Origin of the sequence: Martelella sp. UBA3392, assembly GCF_002358775.1 — a bacterium.
GTDB lineage: Bacteria > Pseudomonadota > Alphaproteobacteria > Rhizobiales > Rhizobiaceae > Martelella > Martelella mediterranea.
The window spans coordinates 1-16,747 of record NZ_DEPM01000092.1 but is presented as its reverse complement, the minus strand read 5'-3'; the positions used below and the strand labels follow the sequence as shown (position 1 = coordinate 16,747).

Genomic DNA, 16,747 nt, shown 5'->3' with positions numbered 1-16,747 from the left:
TTTTTCATCGACGCGATAGGCGCGTGCGACATATTGATGCCAGGCGGTTCCCCGACGAGCCTTGCTGTCATTGCCGCCCATTTTTTCGACATAGGCGCGGCAGGCGGCGGCGAGATCGATTTTCAGAAGCCGGGGCCCGAAAATGGCCAGCACGATCACGGAACTGAGCGTGCCGATGATGAAGCTGATGGAGAAGGCAGCCGGCATGACGTCGAGCGCGTGGGCCTTGGCCGCCGCCGTCATGGACGATTTCGCGATCGCGGTTTCTGAAAGCGGGAGTGATGGCGATGTGGTTGCCGAGCCGGCGAAGAATCCTGCCGCCGCGCCCACATCAAGACCGGCAAGCCGGGCGACGGCATAGACGCTGAGCAGGCTCATGATACAGACGACGACCGCAAACCCCGCCTGCTTGAAGCCGCCCTCGAACAGGGCGCGGACGAATTGCGGGCCGGCGCTGTAGCCGACGGCGAACAGATAGAGCGAGAAGAACACGAACTTCATCTTCGGCGAGATTTCGAAGCCGATCTGGCCGATGGCGAGCGCCGCAAGCAGCGTGGCGGTCACTTCGCCAAGCGAGATGCCCCTGACCTGAACCCGCCCCACGGTGAAACCGACGACAAGGCAAAGAAAGAGCGGTATTTCCACATTTTCCCGCAACGTGGCGACAAGCCATTCGGTCATTCACTACATTCTTTTTATCGTGCTTTGCATCGCGCCGGCGCAAGGTCGGTGGCCAAGAATAAGAGCAAAGGTCGATCGGGAAAACTGTAAGGTCTGACAACCCGGCTGAAAGGCCCGGAATTTGCGGCATCGAAGGTTTCAGGCGGGTAGACGTTTCGTTGCGCGCTCCGGCTGGCTCCGCAGCCCCACGAAGGCCAGAAACCCGGATTCCCGCCTAACGGGCTCCACGCTTCATGGTTTCACGCCTTCTTCGATTTTGTTCCCACAAGGACGGAAAAAAATCACCTTCTCTCACCGGCGATCATGAGTCACAATGCTCGATATAGAGGGTTTCGGCCCGTCGCGCGTGACGGGCCGTTGGTCTTCCGGAGACATCCGGAAGCAAATGGAGCCGCCTCCGTATCCGGAGCGAAATCCGGACTATTCGCAGGCGGGGAGAGATGACCGGCCCCCGGCCGGCGAAAGGAAATAATCATGCGTGAGATGCCAGGACGTCCGTCTCGGCGCGGGTTCCTCAAGGGAACGGCCGCCGGGGTGGCGATTGCTTCGCTTGCCGGCTCGGCCAATGCGCAAGCGCCCCAGAAGGAACCCCCGCCGCCGCTCGATCAGTATGAGCGGGTCTATTTCAACGAGGCTGAATGGGCGTTCGTCATGGCCGCCTGCGACCGTCTGATTCCCGCCGGCGGCAATGGTCCCGGCGCGATCGACTGTCGGGTGCCGGTCTTCATCGACCGGCAGCTCGCAGGCAATTTCGGCAAGGCCGCGGACTGGTACATGCAGGGTCCGTTCGATCCCGGCGCCAATCCCACGCTCGGCTTCCAGAGCCCGCTGACGCCGGCGGAAATCTATCGCCAGGCGATTCCCGTCTTTCAGGACTGGTGCAAACAAACGCATGGCGACAGTTTCGAAAATCTCGAAGCGGCAACACAGGATGCCGCGCTGACCTCGCTGCAAAAGGGCGAGGTGGGGCTGGCGCCCGAGCTGCGCGATTTCTTCCAGTTCCTGCTCGCCAACACCAAGGAGGGCTATTTCGCCGATCCCGGTTATGGCGGCAATCACGATATGCAGGCCTGGGTCTATATCGGCTTTCCCGGCGCGCGCGGCGCCTTCACCTCCTGGCCGGGCCGCGAGAACGCCGAATATCCGCTCGGTCCCGTGTCGATCAGCGGGGACAGGGCGTAAACCATGGCTACAAGAACAGATCCCAAGAAAGACGTCGTCATCATCGGGCTCGGCTGGACCGGGGCGATCATGGGCATGGAACTGGCCAATGAGGGGCTCGATATCCTCGCGCTCGAACGCGGCGACGACCGCAGTACGGTGCCCGATTTCCAGTATCCCAACATTTTCGACGAGCTGAAATACGCCGTCCGCTACGACCTGATGCAGAAGCCGGTCAACTCCACGCTGACCGTGCGCCACAATACTCAGGAGACTGCGCTTCCCTACCGTCATCTCGGTTCGTTCCTGCCGGGCGACGGCGTCGGTGGCGCGGGCGTTCACTGGAACGGCCAGAACTGGCGGCCGCAGGCGGTCGAATACCGTCTGCGCTCCTATGTCGAGGAGACCTTCGGCGCCGATATCATTCCCGAAGACATGCAGCTTCAGGATTGGGGCGTGACGGCAGAGGAGCTGGAACCGCATCTCACCAAGTTCGAGAGTGTGGCGGGCATTGCCGGCAAGGCGGGCAACATCAACGGCGAGATTCAGGAGGGCGGCAATCCGTTCGAAGCGCCGCGATCGGCCGAATATCCGATGCCGCCGCTGAAGAACACCTGGGATTCGGAACTGTTCGCCGATGCCGCCCGCAAGATGGGCTACCATCCGTTCCCGCGTCCTTCGGCCAATGCGTCGATCCAGTATGTCAATGATTACGGCATGCAGCTCGGGCCCTGCAATTATTGCGGCTTCTGCGAGCGCTTCGGCTGCAACAACTATTCCAAGTCATCGCCGCAGGTCTGCATTCTCGACGCGCTGAAGCGCAAGCCGAACTTCAGCTACAAGACCAGATGCGAGGTGCTGAAGATCGAAAAGGCCGCCGACGGCAAGACCGCGACCGGCGTGACCTATTTCGACGACAATACCGGCGAGGAGGTGTTCCAGCCGGCCGATCTCGTGCTGGTCTGCGCCTATTCGCTGCACAATGTCCACCTTCTGCTGCTTTCCGAGATCGGGGAGCCCTACGATCCCGATACCGGCGAGGGCGTCGTCGGGCGCAACTATTCCTACCAGATGACCGGGGGCACCAGCCTCTGGTTCAAGGACAAGGTGTTCAACCCGTTCGTGGGAACCGGCTCCGGTGGCATGACGATCGACGACTTCTCGATGTCGCAGATCGATTTCGGTAAGGAAGGCTTCATCGGCGGCAGCTATATCACCTGCGGCCACACCGGCGGCCGCCCGATCCAGCAGATGGCGCTGCCGCCGGGCACACCGGCCTGGGGCGCGGGCTGGAAGGAAGCCGTTGGCGAATGGTACGGCCACAACCTGTCGATCGGCTCTCATGGCTCCAACATGGCCTATCGCGACACCTGTCTCGATCTCGATCCGACTTACAAGGACCGCCACGGCCGTCCGCTGATGCGCATGACCTTCAACTGGAAGGACAACGACATCAAGATGACCCAGTTCATGAAGGCCCGGATCGAGGAAATCGCCGAGAGCATGAACCCGGATGCCATGGCATCGGGCTACAAGGGCGACGGCGCGCAGTATGATGTGCGTCCCTACCAGTCGACCCACAATGTCGGCGGCGCGATCATGGGCACGGACCCGAAGACCTCGGCGATCAACCGCTATCTCCAGAGCTGGGACTGTCACAATGTCTGGGTCATGGGCGCTTCCGCCTTCCCGCAGAACATCCAGTATAATCCCACGGGTGCCGTCGGCGGCCTTGCCTACTGGGCGCTGGAGGCGTTGCGCAAGGATTACCTGCCCAACCCCCGGCCATTGATGTGAGGAGCGGATCATGAAAACCTTTCTTCGCATCATCCTCGCGCTCATCGTCATCGGCGTGGTGGCGCTCGCGGCGATCATCTTCGTGCCGCCATCTCTCACCAAGCCGGACGACAATCTGGCGGCCGACTGGGAGCCGGCGCCCGGCGAAGGTCAATATGTCACCCAGATGGCCGACTGTCAGGCCTGTCACACCGCCGAGGGCGGCGAACCGTTCGCCGGCGGGCGGCCGATCGAGAGCCCGATGGGCACGATCTGGTCGAGCAACATCACCCCCGACGTGGAAACCGGCATCGGCGGCTGGACCTACGACCAGTTCCACGCAGCCCTCGTCGACGGCATCGCGCCCGGCGGCGTGCATCTCTATCCGGCCATGCCCTACGAGAACTACCGGCATATGAAGGAGGAGGATATCCGGGCGATCTGGGATTATGTCCACAATGACGTCGCAGCGGTCGACAACCCGGTGAAGGAGACCGCGCTCGACTTCCCGTTCAACCAGCGCTGGGGCATTCGTCTGTGGAACTGGGCCGCACTCGGCAAGCCCGGCTTCCACCCCGATGACGTTGCGACCGAAAGCGACGCGCTTGATCGCGGGGCCTATCTGGTGCAGGCGCTCGGCCATTGCGCGGCCTGCCACAGCCCTCGCAACATCATCATGGCGCAGGACGGCACCAATGCCGACAATCCGGCCTTCCTGACGGGCGGCGAGATCGGCGGCTGGACTGCGCCCGACCTGCGCACGGCCGCATCCGCCCTGCAGACATGGACCGACGCGGACCTGAAGGACTATCTGACGACCGGCCGCAACGCCCATTCCGCTGTGGTCGGCGAGATGCAGCTCGTGGTCGGCGAATCCCTTCAATACATGAAGGACGAGGATGCCGATGCGATGGTCGCCTATCTCCGGGCGATCTCGGATGTCAAACCCGACCCGCAGCCCGTGCCCGACGAGCGGACGACGGACCGGCTCGATGCCGCCGACGATCCGACGACGGCGAAGCTCAAGGCAGCGGCAGACCTTACGGATGGAGAAATTCTCTATCTCAACAACTGCAACGCCTGTCATATGCCGGACGGCCGCGGCGCGCCCGGCGTGTTCCCGGCGCTGAAGGGCAACTCGCTGGTTACGGCGCCGACGACCAAGGGCCTGACGGAGGTCATTCTCCATGGCGCCGCGATGCCTTCGACAGCCGAGCGACCGGAGCGGCTGGCAATGCCGGCCTTCGGCGACCGGCTTTCGGATGCCGATATCGCAACGCTGGCGACCTTCCTGCGCAGCGCCTGGGGCAATTCCGCCCCGGCCGTAAGCGAGGATGACGTCAAGGCGGTGCGCCAGTAAGATCAAGGGCCCGCCGTCCTTCTTGAGGCGGCGGGCTCCGCAGGATCGGGCAATGCCCGCAACGGGAAATGCCCCTCTTTCTGAATGGCCCAGGCAAACCGTGCGCGACTCCGGCGGCTGTTGCGGAAGCCTCCGGCAAAGCGCTATCGCCCCGTGCGCAAAGCGACACTCGACATTACGCTCGGTTTGGCCTATATGGGCGCCAGCATTGAAACAGATGCGCATGAATGGCCCCTGCTGGACGACATCCCGGCCCGGGCGACTTGAAACACCCTCATTTCTTAAAGAAAGGATGACCGATGTCGATTACTGCTGAACGCAAGGCAGCGCTGATCAAGGAATACGCAACCAAGGAAGGCGACACCGGTTCGCCGGAAGTACAGGTTGCCATCCTGACCGAGCGGATCACCAACCTGACCGAGCACTTCAAGGACCACAAGAAGGACAACCATTCCCGCCGTGGCCTGCTGACGCTGGTTTCGACCCGCCGTTCGCTGCTCGACTACCTGAAGCGCATCGATGAAAGCCGCTATACGAGCCTTATCGGCCGTCTGGGCATTCGCCGCTAGGCTTAATCCGGCGGGCGTTTGCGCCCGCCGTTTCCATTTGCGCTGACAAGCGCCGGTTTTGCGCCGTGGCGGGCGCAGGATCAGAAGACGCGGCCCCGGAACGTCCGGCGCCGCATGCCGAAACGGACCTGTCATGGGGCAGGATTGCAGGCTGCTTCACAACCGGAAGCAGCACGTTGTCTTGCCCGTGACGTGTCGAACGAAACGTGACGCCGTGATTTCGCCTTTCCTTCGGGCAAGAGCGGGATCGCTGCATTTGTTAAAGGACAAGACATGTTCAACTCCCACAAAGTGGAAATCGAGTGGGCCGGCCGCACGCTCACGCTTGAGACCGGCAAGGTTGCCCGTCAGGCTGACGGCGCGGTTCTGGCCTCCTATGGCGAAACCACCGTTCTCGCCACCGTCGTCTCCGCCAAGGAGCCGAAGCCGGGCCAGGATTTCTTCCCGCTCACCGTCAACTACCAGGAAAAGACCTTCGCGGCCGGCCGGATCCCCGGCGGCTACTTCAAGCGCGAGGGCCGTCCGAGCGAAAACGAGACCCTCGTTTCCCGCCTGATCGACCGTCCGATCCGCCCGCTGTTTCCCGAAGGCTACAAGAACGACACCCAGGTGGTGGTCACCGTTCTCCAGCATGACCTCGAAAACAACCCGGACGTTCTGGCGATGGTCGCGACCTCGGCCGCGCTGACGCTCTCCGGCGTTCCGTTCATGGGCCCGATCGGCGGCGCGCGCGTCGGCTATATCAACGGCGAATATGTGCTGAACCCGCATATCGACGAAATGCCCGAAACCGCGCTCGACCTCGTGGTCGCCGGCACGGGCGACGCGGTCCTGATGGTGGAATCGGAAGCCAAGGAGCTGCCCGAAGACGTCATGCTCGGCGCCGTCATGTTCGGCCACAAGGGCTTCCAGCCGGTGATCGACGCGATCATCAAGCTTGCCGAAGTCGCGGCCAAGGAGCCGCGCGAATTCGAGCCGGAAGATCATTCCGCCCTTGAAAACGACATGCTCTCCTTCATCGAGAACGAGCTGCGCGACGCCTACAAGATCACCGAAAAGGCCGCGCGCTACGCTGCCGTCGACGCCTGCAAGGCGAAGGTGAAGGAGCGCTACGCCCCGGCCGAAGGCGAGGAAGCCAAGTACACGGCGGAAGAAATCGGCGCGGTGTTCAAGCATCTCCAGGCCAAGATCGTGCGCTGGAACATTCTCGACACCAAGAGCCGCATCGACGGCCGCGATCTCGAGACCGTCCGTCAGATCGTCTCCGAAGTCGGCATCCTGCCGCGCACCCACGGTTCGGCGCTGTTCACCCGCGGCGAAACCCAGGCGCTGGTGGTTGCCACGCTTGGCACCGGCGAGGACGAGCAGTATGTCGACGCGCTGACCGGCATGTATAAGGAACGCTTCCTGCTGCATTACAACTTCCCGCCCTATTCGGTGGGTGAGACCGGCCGCATGGGCTCCCCGGGCCGCCGCGAAATCGGCCACGGCAAGCTTGCATGGCGCGCGATCCGCCCGATGCTGCCGACCGTGGAGCAGTTTCCCTACACGCTGCGCGTCGTCTCCGAGATCACCGAATCCAACGGTTCGTCCTCGATGGCAACCGTGTGCGGCACCTCACTTGCTCTCATGGATGCCGGCGTTCCGCTGGCAAAGCCGGTTGCCGGCATCGCCATGGGTCTGATTCTGGAAGGCGAGCGCTTCGCGGTTCTCTCCGACATTCTCGGTGACGAAGACCACCTCGGCGATATGGACTTCAAGGTCGCCGGCACGTCCGACGGCATCACCTCGCTGCAGATGGACATCAAGATCGCCGGCATCACCGAGGAGATCATGAAGGTCGCGCTCGGCCAGGCCCAGGGCGGCCGCAAGCATATTCTCGGCGAAATGGCCAAGGCCATCACCGAGGGTCGCGAGCAGCTCGGCGAATATGCCCCGCGCATTGAGATGATGACGATTGCCGTCGACAAGATCCGCGACGTTATCGGTTCGGGCGGCAAGGTCATCCGCGAGATCGTCGAAAAGACCGGCGCCAAGATCAACATCGAGGACGATGGCACGATCAAGATCGCATCGTCTTCCGGCAAGGAGATCGAGGCGGCCAAGAAGTGGATCCACTCGATCGTTGACGAGCCGGAACTGAACGCGATCTACGAAGGCACGGTCGTCAAGACCGCCGACTTCGGCGCATTCGTGAACTTCTTCGGCCCGCGCGACGGTCTTGTCCACATCTCCCAGCTTGCTTCGGATCGTGTGGCCAAGACCACCGACGTGGTCAAGGAAGGCGACAAGGTCTGGGTCAAGCTCATCGGCTTCGATGAGCGCGGCAAGGTCAAGCTGTCGATGAAGGTCGTCGACCAGGAGACCGGCAAGGAAATCGAGCGCAAGCAGAAGTCCGACGCCGCCGAGTAAGGCTGACGGACCAACGGGTTCTGAACCTCGGAGCAGTGATGCTCCCTTCAATCTCCCCCCCTTGAGGGGGAGATGTCGCGAAAGCGACAGAGAGGGGTAATGGGTATCAGCCCGTAGCTCCGCATTTGCCGATAGGGTTCACCCCTCTCTGCCCCTCAAGGGGAGAGATTGTGAGAGGCGAACCGAGAAGCATTCATTTTCAGGCGTGAGCATCTATCGCTCGCGCCTTTTTCACAGGTAGAATCATGGCTCGCGAGACGCTGAAAACCATTTTCCATCCCTTCGAAAGCGGCACCATCGCCATGCCGGAGGCTGGGCGTTGTCTGTTTCTGAGCGCCGAGCCCGGTTACCGCGTGCCGGAGGGCTTTGGCGCGGCGATCGAGGCGGTGCAGCCCTATCGCCCGCATTTCATCGGGCTGGAGCGTGCGCATGCCGATGTCGCGCCGGAAGCGGGCGATGGGCCTTACGATCTGACCCTCATCCTGCTCACCAAGCATCGCGGCGAGAACGAGAACCGGATCGCGGAAGCGCTCGCAAAGACCGTGCCCGGCGGCTTCATCGTGATCGCGGGCACCAAGGAGGAAGGCATCCAGTCGCTGAGGAAGCGGCTCGGCCATCTGTTTTCCGATCTCGAATCGATGCCGAAATATCATGGCGTGGCGGTGTGGTTCACCCGTCCGGATGATGCCTCGGAGGCGATCGAAAAACTGACCCATCCGACCGTCGAGATCGATGGCCGCTTCACCACCGTGGCGGGCCTGTTCTCGCATGACCGCATCGATGAGGGTTCGCGCATTCTGGGGGAGCGGCTGCCGGAGGATTTTTCCGGGCTTGCGGCCGATTTCGGCGCGGGTTGGGGTTATCTTTCCGCGATGCTCGCCGAACGCGCGCCGCGCGCAGAGGGCATCGATCTCTACGAGGCGGATTACCGCGCGCTGGAACGCGCCAAGGTCAATCTCGCCGGCCAGCAGCGGGCATTCCGCTATTTCTGGCAGGACCTTGCGGGCGAGAAGGTCAGGACGCGCTACGACCTGATCGTCATGAACCCGCCCTTCCACGCCGGAAAGGCCGCCGAGCCGTCGCTCGGCAAGGCGCTGATCAAGGCTGCCTGCGATGCGCTGAAGCCCGGCGGGCGGCTGCTTCTGGTCGCCAATCGCGGCCTGCCCTACGAGCCGGTGCTTGGCGAGAACTGCAAGTCGAGCGGCGAGGATTATCGCAACGCCCGCTTCAAGATCCTCTGGGGCCGCAAGTGAGGTTCAACGCCCTCATTCCGGAACTCGGCGTGAGGGACCTGGCGGAGAGCCTTGAGTTCTACGTCGGGTTGATCGGCTTTTCGGTCGCCTATCAGCGCCCGGAGGAGGGCTTTGCCTTTCTGGAGCTCGGCGCGGCGCAGCTCATGCTGGACACGACCGGCATGGGGCGGAGCGTGGGGGACGCGCCGCAGCACCTTGGCGGCGGCATCAACTTCCAGCTCGAGGTAGCGGATTTCGACGGCATCGTCGCCCGGCTTAATGCTGCGGGATGGCCGCTGGTGCTCGGTCCCGAAGAGCGCTGGTATCAAACGCTTGATGACGAAAGAGGCCAGCGCCAGCTCTGGGTGCGGGACCCGGACGGATATCTCTTGAGGCCGTTTCAGCCGATCTGATCTTTCCGCCCGGGGCGCGCCTCACTGTTCGCCGAGCTTGATCGACGGGTCATAGTCCTTGCCCTCGACTTCCTTCACCACGGCCTGGCCGCAATAGGTCTTGCCGAGATTGGGGTCGAAGGTCAGCGATGGCGAGCCGTGCAATTCCCAGCCCTTGTTGAGGGCGTCGGTGACGCGGTGGCAGAAGGACGATTCGTCCGGGCCGGTGAGAAAGCGATAGAGTTTCATCGGGTATCCTTTGTCGATTGAATGGCGGTGACCTGCGCCAGCAGCGATCGGGCCTGTTCCAGATGCAGGCGCTCGACCATGCGGCCGTCGAGATCGATGACGTTTAGCGCCTCCGCGCCCGGTCTGGCAAATGCTTCCACGATCGCGCGCGCTTCGGCAACGGCCTGTTCGGACGGGCTGAAATGGCGGTTGGCGGCCTCGATCTGGTTCGGGTGGATCAGCATTTTGCCGTCAAACCCCATGGCCGCGCCTTCGGCGCATTCGGCCGCATAACCGTCCTGATCCGCGAAATCATTGTAGACGCCGTCGATGACGCGGATGCCGTAGGCGCGGGCGGCAAGCACGGTCTGCATCAGCCAGGGCACGAGATAGGCGCGGCCGGGGGAGGGGGCGACGCCGGTTTCCGCGCGCAGATCATTGACCCCGACAACCAGTGCCTCCAGCCGCCCGCCGGCCCGCACATCGGAAAACGCCCCGGCAATGGCCGCGGCATTGACCACGCCCTCCGGCGTCTCGATCATCGCCCAGAGCTTGATGCGCTCCGGCGCGCCGTTTCTCTTCAGCAGAGCGCCCGCCGCCGCCATGCTTGCCACATTGCCGACCTTGGGCAGGAGAACGGCATCAGGCTGGCAGGCGAGCACGGTCTTCATGTCCTCGCTGCCGTCTGCCGTATCGAGCGGGTTCACGCGGATCGCGGTCACAGCCTCGGGCCGGTCCTCGCTGTAGAGCCGCTCCAGGTTCTCCCGCGCCTCGGCCTTTTTGCCTGGCGCGACGGCATCCTCCAGATCGTAGATGATCGCGTCGGCCGCAAGCGTCCTCGACTTTTCCAGCGCGCGGCGGTTGATGGCGGGTACGCTCAGCAGAGAACGCCACAGTTTTATGGGGGGCATGGCCATATTCCTGACAATTTCCGGACTCACTGGTTTTAGCAGTGCCTGAAAATGATGCTTCGCAAAGTTTTGGTTCGCATTCAATGAGACAAAATGGTCGCTGCCCCTTGCGCAACGGTCACCGACGCGCCAGATTAGCAAGTGTGAAAGGAAACTGACGATGGAAAACATCCGCTCCGTAGTAATGGCAATTGTCGGGCTGGCCGCCGTGGCCTTCGTGACCGTATTTGCTTTTTCCGTTGGTCTGGCGCTGGTTGGCGTTCTCGCCGTGCTGACCGTTGCTCGCGTGGTTGCCGGCAAGCTTAACCGTGCACCGGTTCCGGTTCGCACCCGCGACTGCCGCCGCAAGGATGGCATGCGCGTATGGGATGATGGCAAGGGCAAGATCATCGACCTCTGAGAGGTTCGATTTCGCAGTTCTATCGCTTTTCAGGCAGCCCTTGCGGCTGCCTTCTGTTTTTCCGCGCCCGTACCAAAAGGTACAGTTTTTCGTTGAAAGCGGCGTAAAACCGCTATAGAGCGATGGCAAGCTCAATAAACGTGCCGAGGATGTCCCATGGAAAAATTTGTCAAGCTGACGGGTGTTGCCGCGCCGCTGCCCGTGGTCAATATCGATACCGACATGATCATTCCCAAGGATTATCTGAAGACGATCAAGCGCACCGGTCTCGGCGCCGGTCTGTTCGCCGAAGCGCGCTTCAATCAGGACGGTTCGGAAAACCCGGATTTCGTGCTGAACAAGCCGGCCTATCGCGAGGCCAAGATCCTCGTGGCGGGCGACAATTTCGGCTGCGGCTCCTCGCGCGAACACGCGCCCTGGGCGCTGGCTGATTTCGGCATCCGCTGCGTGATCTCGACCAGCTTCGCCGACATCTTTTACAATAACTGCTTCAAGAACGGCATTCTGCCGATCATCGTGTCGCCGGAAGAGCTGGAAAAGCTGATGGACGATGCCGAGCGCGGGTCGAACGCGGTTCTGACGGTCGATCTGGAGAACCAGGAAATCACCGGTCCCGATGGCGGCTCTATCAAGTTCGAACTCGACGCCTTCAAGCGCCACTGCCTGCTGAACGGTCTCGATGACATCTCGCTGACGCTGGAAAAGAGCGCCAATATCGCCAGCTATGAAAGCAAGCTCGCCACCGAGCGCCCCTGGGCCTGATTATCACGGGAATATAATCAAGCGAGGCCGGCCTGAAGCTGGCCTCAGTTTTTTCCAAAGACGCTATCGCTCTGCGGTCCCCCGTCAAGGTTCGGGCGACATTCTTCCCTTTCGTGATGAGCAACAGCCGCTCTATTGTCTCATGGGGAGAACATGAAAGACCCCAAGGCCTTCATTCTCGAAAATACCGAAATCCTCACCCCGCCGCATGTGCCGGAAATACGGCTCCGTCTTGCGAGCGAGGTGCATGATCTGTGGCAGAAGACCGAGAGCGAGCTTGAGGAAATCGGCCTGCCGCCGCCATTCTGGGCCTTTGCCTGGGCGGGCGGGCAGGGGCTGGCGCGCTATGTGCTGGATCACCCGGAATGCGTGGCGGGCAGGCGGGTCGTCGATTTCGCTAGCGGCTCCGGACTGGTGGCGATCGCCGCTGGAAGGGCGGGCGCCGCCTTTGTTCTCGCGGCGGATATCGATCCGTTCTCTGGCGTTGCCGCAAAGCTCAATGCAGACCTGAACGGCGTCACGATCAGCTTCACCGAAAAAGACTTGATGGGAACCACCCCCGATTGCGACGTTCTGCTCGCCGGCGATGTGTTCTACGATGCCGCATGGGCAGCGGCGTTGCTGCCCTGGTTCGAGCGACTGACGGCACGCGGCATCACCATTCTCGTCGGCGATCCGGGGCGGGCCTATTGCCCAACGGAACAATTGCAAAAACTTGCCGAATACCAGGTGCCGGTGACGCGGGTTCTGGAGGACAGCGAGGTGAAGCGGACCACGGTCTGGCGCTTCGCCGGACACGACTGAGTCGTTAAACTTGAGTTCAGAGCTCATGTTAAGCGCTTGAAATTCCACGCCCCGGATGGACTTGTTGACAAAAGCATGCGATTTTCCGGGCCCGATAAACGGTCTTTTTCAATCCGCCGACTGTCAAACCGATTAAATCGGGACGGGCGGAGCGAATCGACTTGTCGCGGCGGTTTGCGGTGGCTACACCACCGGTGAACGTCGGTTGCGTCCGGCTCTGGTTGCCGGGCGACGCCGATTGCATAATTGCCGCGTCCTACAGAACGCCTGCGAGGTTTTGATGGCCACTCCGACCAGCAACCGGCCCCTATCGCCGCATCTTCAAGTCTACCGGTTCATTCCGACCATGGCGATGTCGATCATCCACCGCATTACCGGCGGCGCGATGTATTTCGGCACGATCCTGCTTGCCGCCTGGCTGGTTTCTGCCGCCATGGGCAAGGAAGCCTTCGATTGCGTGAGCTGGTTCTTCGGTTCCTGGCTCGGGCTTTTGATCCTGTTCGGCTACACCTGGGCGCTGGTGCATCATCTGCTCGGCGGTCTTCGCCATTTCGCCTGGGATCTCGGCCACGGTCTCGGCAAGGAATTCACCACGAAGTTGGCGATCGCTCTGCCCTTCGTCTCGGTCGCGGTCACGGTCCTTCTGTGGATCGTCGGGCTTCTGGTCTGGTAAGGAGAGCACCATGGATATGCGTACACCGCTGAAAAAGGTTCGCGGCCTCGGCTCCGCCAAGGAAGGGACCCATCATTTCTGGGTCCAGCGGATGACGGCCGTCGCGCTCGTGCCGCTGTTCGTCCTGTTCATCATCTTCATCATCGCCCATATCGGCGCGCCCTATGAAGAGGTGGTCGCGAGCCTTGCCAACCCCTTCATCGCCGTGCTGATGGGGCTGATGATCATCGCCGGCCTCGTGCATATGCGCATCGGCATGCTGGAGATCATCGACGACTACGTCCATGGCGAAGTGCTGAAGCTCGTCGCGGTGATGGCGAACACCTTCTTCACCGTGCTGATCGGCGGGCTCTGTCTGTTCGCCATCCTGAAAATCGCGTTTGTAGGATAATATTCACATGGCTAATCCTTCTTCCCCCGCCGCCAATGGCAAGGCCTATGAATATGTCGACCACGCCTATGACGTGATCGTGGTCGGCGCCGGCGGTTCCGGCCTGCGTGCCACGCTCGGCATGGCCGAGCAGGGCTTCAAGACCGCCTGCATCACCAAGGTTTTCCCGACGCGCTCGCATACCGTGGCCGCCCAGGGCGGCATCGCCGCCTCGCTGCAGAACATGACGCCCGATTGTTGGCAGTGGCATCTCTACGACACCGTCAAGGGCTCCGACTGGCTCGGCGATGTCGATGCCATGCAGTATCTCGCCATGGAAGCGCCGCAGGCGGTCTATGAGCTTGAGCATTACGGCGTGCCGTTCTCCCGTAACGAAGAGGGCAAGATCTACCAGCGCCCCTTCGGCGGCCACATGCAGAACTATGGCGAAGGCCCGCCGGTACAGCGCACCTGTGCTGCCGCCGACCGCACCGGCCACGCCATTCTGCACACGCTTTACGGCCAGTCTCTGCGCAACAATGCCGAGTTCTTCATCGAATATTTCGCGATCGACCTGATCATGAGCGATGACGGGACCTGCACCGGCGTGGTTGCTTGGAACCTTGATGACGGCACGATCCACCGCTTCTCCGCCAAGATGGTGGTGCTGGCGACCGGCGGCTATGGCCGCACCTATTTCTCGGCGACCTCCGCGCATACCTGCACCGGCGATGGCGCCGGCATGATCGCGCGCGCCGGCCTGCCGTTGCAGGACATGGAATTCGTGCAGTTCCACCCGACCGGCATCTATGGCGCGGGCTGCCTGATTACCGAGGGCGCGCGCGGCGAGGGCGGCTATCTGGTCAATTCCGAGGGCGAGCGCTTCATGGAGCGCTATGCGCCGTCGGCCAAGGATCTCGCCTCGCGCGACGTTGTCTCGCGCTGCATGACGATGGAAATCCGCGAAGGCCGCGGTGTCGGCAAGAACAAGGACCACATCTTCCTGCATCTCGATCATCTCGATCCGGCTGTGCTGCATGAGCGTCTTCCGGGTATCTCCGAGAGCGCCAAGATTTTCGCCGGCGTCGATGTCACCCGCGAGCCGATCCCGGTTCTGCCGACGGTCCACTACAATATGGGCGGCATTCCGACGAACTATTTCGGCGAGGTGCTGAACGCCGATGGCGACAATCCCGAGCGTCTCGCGCCCGGCCTGATGGCCGTCGGCGAGGCCGGTTGCGCCTCGGTTCACGGCGCCAACCGTCTCGGCTCCAACTCGCTGATCGATCTCGTGGTCTTCGGCCGCGCCGCGGCAATCCGCGCCGGCCAGGTGATCGATCGCGAGGCGTCGATCCCGGCCCTCAATATCGAGGCCTGCGACAGGATCATGGAGCGCTTCGACAAGACGCGCCATGCGTCCGGCTCGCAGCCGACGGCGGTGCTGCGCGACAAGATGCAGCGCGCCATGCAGGAAGAGGCTGCCGTGTTCCGCACCCAGGAAACGCTGGAGGAAGGCTGCCGACGGATTTCGGAAATCTGGAAGGAACTGCCGGACGTCAAGGTCACCGACCGCTCGATGATCTGGAATTCGGATCTGGTCGAGACGCTGGAACTGCAGAACCTGATGGCCTGCGCGATCACCACCGTCTACGGCGCCGAGGCCCGCAAGGAAAGCCGTGGCGCGCACGCCCGCGAGGACTATGCCGACGGCCCGTTCTCCGGCCGCGACGACGAGAACTGGCGCAAGCACACGCTCGCCTGGGTCAATGAAGCGGGCGACGTCAAGCTCGACTACCGCCCGGTCCACACCGACCTTATCGCCGACGGCATCGACCTCAAGAAGATCGCCCCCAAGGCGCGCGTCTACTGATCGAGAGGACAAGGAAATGGTTGAATTCACGCTTCCCAAGAACTCGAAGATCAAGACCGGCAAGACCTGGCCGAAGCCGGAGGGCGCTTCCAATCTTCGCGAGTTCAAGATCTACCGCTGGAACCCGGATACCGGCGAGAACCCGTCAATCGACACTTATTTCATCGATCTCGATGATTGCGGGCCGATGGTTCTCGATGCGCTCTTGTACATCAAGAACAATATCGACCCGACGCTGACGCTGCGCCGCTCCTGTCGCGAAGGCATTTGCGGTTCGTGCGCGATGAATATCGATGGCACCAACACGCTCGCCTGCACCAAGGGCATGGACGACATCAAGGGCGCGGTGAAGATCTACCCGCTGCCACATATGCCGGTGGTCAAGGATCTGGTGCCGGACCTCAACAATTTCTACGCCCAGCACCGTTCGATCGAGCCCTGGCTGAAGACGGTTTCCCCGCCGCCGGCGAAGGAGTGGAAGCAGAGCCATGAGGACCGCGTCAAGCTCGACGGGCTTTATGAATGCATCCTGTGCGCCTGCTGCTCTACCTCCTGTCCCTCCTACTGGTGGAATGGCGACCGCTATCTCGGCCCGGCCGTGCTGCTGCAGGCCTATCGCTGGCTGATCGACTCCAGAGACGAGGCGACCGGCGAGCGGCTTGACGATCTGGAAGATCCCTTCCGGCTCTATCGCTGCCACACGATCATGAACTGCACCCAGGCCTGTCCGAAGGGGCTGAACCCCGCCAAGGCGATCGCCGGCATCAAGAAGATGATGGTCGAGCGTTCGGTTTGATCGTTCTTTCCGGCGCTACGGTTTCTTACGCCGCTTACGCAATCGTGAAGCCGGTTGAGGCCCCGGCGTGGTTGCGCTTTCGGGTGAATGTGGTGTAGCCCTTGCTGGATTGGACTTGCGCACGATATGATTGCCGGCAGGTCCGGTCGTCTCCTCGCCTTGTTGGCGTGGCGGGCAGGCAGGTACTTTGAAGCTGTGCAGCGGGGCCGCGCCCCATTGCGCCAGAGGAGCAGGAGTTCGGGTTGATGGTTCACAAGGTTTTGGTGGTCGCGGCAGTGACCGGGGTTCTCGCCCTCAGTGCATGTCAGCGGACGACCTATGATTATTCGCCGCCGGCGCCCCCGCCGCCG

At 62.2% G+C, this 16,747-nt stretch carries 16 protein-coding genes and 1 pseudogene; 14 read left to right on the top strand and 3 right to left on the bottom strand.

What is annotated here, in order from left to right:
• Positions 1-681 (bottom strand): annotated as a pseudogene (locus B4E36_RS06935) (aspartate-alanine antiporter); the annotation flags it as partial.
• Between the two features lie 474 nt (positions 682-1,155).
• Here B4E36_RS06935 and B4E36_RS06930 point away from each other — a divergent pair.
• From B4E36_RS06930 to B4E36_RS06900, 7 genes are all read left to right on the top strand, one after another.
• On the top strand, positions 1,156-1,863 hold the full coding sequence (locus B4E36_RS06930; protein WP_292052483.1) for a gluconate 2-dehydrogenase subunit 3 family protein: 708 nt from the start codon (positions 1,156-1,158) through the stop codon (positions 1,861-1,863).
• Positions 1,864-1,866: 3 nt separating this feature from the next.
• A complete protein-coding gene (locus tag B4E36_RS06925) occupies positions 1,867-3,639 on the top strand; it encodes a GMC family oxidoreductase (RefSeq protein ID WP_292052481.1) in 1,773 nt (590 codons plus the stop codon).
• A 10-nt stretch (positions 3,640-3,649) separates the two neighbouring features.
• Positions 3,650-4,978, top strand: a complete 1,329-nt coding sequence (locus B4E36_RS06920; protein WP_345900164.1) for a cytochrome c — start codon at positions 3,650-3,652, stop codon at positions 4,976-4,978.
• Between the two features lie 299 nt (positions 4,979-5,277).
• Positions 5,278-5,547: a 30S ribosomal protein S15 gene (gene rpsO, locus B4E36_RS06915; RefSeq protein WP_026173114.1), complete on the top strand. Its 270-nt coding sequence runs from the start codon at positions 5,278-5,280 to the stop codon at positions 5,545-5,547.
• 273 nt (positions 5,548-5,820) lie between these two features.
• Positions 5,821-7,959 (top strand): polyribonucleotide nucleotidyltransferase, encoded by a 2,139-nt coding sequence (pnp, locus tag B4E36_RS06910; protein ID WP_292052476.1) that lies wholly within the window; start codon positions 5,821-5,823, stop codon positions 7,957-7,959.
• Positions 7,960-8,204: 245 nt separating this feature from the next.
• Positions 8,205-9,212 carry a class I SAM-dependent methyltransferase gene (locus B4E36_RS06905; protein ID WP_292052474.1) on the top strand — a complete coding sequence of 336 codons (1,008 nt, stop codon included), beginning with the start codon at positions 8,205-8,207 and terminating at the stop codon, positions 9,210-9,212.
• Positions 9,209-9,604 (top strand): bleomycin resistance protein, encoded by a 396-nt coding sequence (locus B4E36_RS06900; protein ID WP_292052472.1) that lies wholly within the window; start codon positions 9,209-9,211, stop codon positions 9,602-9,604. Before B4E36_RS06905 ends, B4E36_RS06900 begins: the two co-directional genes overlap by 4 nt.
• A gap of 21 nt (positions 9,605-9,625) precedes the next feature.
• On the opposite strand, the gene B4E36_RS06895 is transcribed toward B4E36_RS06900, so the two are convergent.
• Together B4E36_RS06895 and B4E36_RS06890 are read right to left on the bottom strand one after the other, a co-directional pair.
• The gene (locus tag B4E36_RS06895) at positions 9,626-9,832 is read right to left on the bottom strand and encodes a DUF1737 domain-containing protein (protein WP_292052470.1); all 207 of its coding nucleotides are present in this window, start codon (positions 9,830-9,832) and stop codon (positions 9,626-9,628) included.
• On the bottom strand, positions 9,829-10,728 hold the full coding sequence (locus B4E36_RS06890; RefSeq protein WP_292052468.1) for an HpcH/HpaI aldolase/citrate lyase family protein: 900 nt from the start codon (positions 10,726-10,728) through the stop codon (positions 9,829-9,831). The genes B4E36_RS06895 and B4E36_RS06890 overlap by 4 nt, the downstream gene beginning before the upstream one ends.
• 154 nt (positions 10,729-10,882) lie before the next feature.
• Here B4E36_RS06890 and B4E36_RS06885 point away from each other — a divergent pair, with 154 nt between their 5' ends.
• From B4E36_RS06885 to B4E36_RS06855, 7 genes are all read left to right on the top strand, one after another.
• Positions 10,883-11,122 carry a hypothetical protein gene (locus B4E36_RS06885; RefSeq protein ID WP_026173112.1) on the top strand — a complete coding sequence of 80 codons (240 nt, stop codon included), beginning with the start codon at positions 10,883-10,885 and terminating at the stop codon, positions 11,120-11,122.
• A 156-nt stretch (positions 11,123-11,278) separates the two neighbouring features.
• On the top strand, positions 11,279-11,884 hold the full coding sequence (leuD, locus tag B4E36_RS06880; protein WP_345900163.1) for a 3-isopropylmalate dehydratase small subunit: 606 nt from the start codon (positions 11,279-11,281) through the stop codon (positions 11,882-11,884).
• A gap of 153 nt (positions 11,885-12,037) precedes the next feature.
• A complete protein-coding gene (locus B4E36_RS06875) occupies positions 12,038-12,688 on the top strand; it encodes a class I SAM-dependent methyltransferase (RefSeq protein ID WP_292052462.1) in 651 nt (216 codons plus the stop codon).
• 280 nt (positions 12,689-12,968) lie between these two features.
• Positions 12,969-13,361, top strand: a complete 393-nt coding sequence (gene sdhC / locus B4E36_RS06870; RefSeq protein ID WP_230719515.1) for a succinate dehydrogenase, cytochrome b556 subunit — start codon at positions 12,969-12,971, stop codon at positions 13,359-13,361.
• A 10-nt stretch (positions 13,362-13,371) separates the two neighbouring features.
• Positions 13,372-13,752, top strand: a complete 381-nt coding sequence (gene sdhD / locus B4E36_RS06865) for a succinate dehydrogenase, hydrophobic membrane anchor protein (protein ID WP_292052458.1) — start codon at positions 13,372-13,374, stop codon at positions 13,750-13,752.
• A 7-nt stretch (positions 13,753-13,759) separates the two neighbouring features.
• On the top strand, positions 13,760-15,601 hold the full coding sequence (sdhA, locus tag B4E36_RS06860; protein ID WP_292052456.1) for a succinate dehydrogenase flavoprotein subunit: 1,842 nt from the start codon (positions 13,760-13,762) through the stop codon (positions 15,599-15,601).
• A gap of 16 nt (positions 15,602-15,617) precedes the next feature.
• Positions 15,618-16,397: a succinate dehydrogenase iron-sulfur subunit gene (locus tag B4E36_RS06855; RefSeq protein ID WP_292052454.1), complete on the top strand. Its 780-nt coding sequence runs from the start codon at positions 15,618-15,620 to the stop codon at positions 16,395-16,397.
• Positions 16,398-16,747: the final 350 nt, after the last annotated feature.

Excerpts from the sequence above, each read along its gene's own strand:
- B4E36_RS06930 (WP_292052483.1), top strand. The coding sequence starts at position 1,156 with ATGCGTGAGATGCCAGGACGTCCGTCTCGGCGCGGGTTCCTCAAGGGA.
- B4E36_RS06925 (WP_292052481.1), top strand. The coding sequence starts at position 1,867 with ATGGCTACAAGAACAGATCCCAAGAAAGACGTCGTCATCATCGGGCTC.
- B4E36_RS06920 (WP_345900164.1), top strand. The coding sequence starts at position 3,650 with ATGAAAACCTTTCTTCGCATCATCCTCGCGCTCATCGTCATCGGCGTG.
- rpsO (WP_026173114.1), top strand. The coding sequence starts at position 5,278 with ATGTCGATTACTGCTGAACGCAAGGCAGCGCTGATCAAGGAATACGCA.
- pnp (WP_292052476.1), top strand. The coding sequence starts at position 5,821 with ATGTTCAACTCCCACAAAGTGGAAATCGAGTGGGCCGGCCGCACGCTC.
- B4E36_RS06905 (WP_292052474.1), top strand. The coding sequence starts at position 8,205 with ATGGCTCGCGAGACGCTGAAAACCATTTTCCATCCCTTCGAAAGCGGC.
- B4E36_RS06895 (WP_292052470.1), bottom strand. The coding sequence starts at position 9,832 with ATGAAACTCTATCGCTTTCTCACCGGCCCGGACGAATCGTCCTTCTGC.
- B4E36_RS06890 (WP_292052468.1), bottom strand. The coding sequence starts at position 10,728 with ATGGCCATGCCCCCCATAAAACTGTGGCGTTCTCTGCTGAGCGTACCC.
- B4E36_RS06885 (WP_026173112.1), top strand. The coding sequence starts at position 10,883 with ATGGAAAACATCCGCTCCGTAGTAATGGCAATTGTCGGGCTGGCCGCC.
- leuD (WP_345900163.1), top strand. The coding sequence starts at position 11,279 with ATGGAAAAATTTGTCAAGCTGACGGGTGTTGCCGCGCCGCTGCCCGTG.
- B4E36_RS06875 (WP_292052462.1), top strand. The coding sequence starts at position 12,038 with ATGAAAGACCCCAAGGCCTTCATTCTCGAAAATACCGAAATCCTCACC.
- sdhC (WP_230719515.1), top strand. The coding sequence starts at position 12,969 with ATGGCCACTCCGACCAGCAACCGGCCCCTATCGCCGCATCTTCAAGTC.
- sdhD (WP_292052458.1), top strand. The coding sequence starts at position 13,372 with ATGGATATGCGTACACCGCTGAAAAAGGTTCGCGGCCTCGGCTCCGCC.
- sdhA (WP_292052456.1), top strand. The coding sequence starts at position 13,760 with ATGGCTAATCCTTCTTCCCCCGCCGCCAATGGCAAGGCCTATGAATAT.
- B4E36_RS06855 (WP_292052454.1), top strand. The coding sequence starts at position 15,618 with ATGGTTGAATTCACGCTTCCCAAGAACTCGAAGATCAAGACCGGCAAG.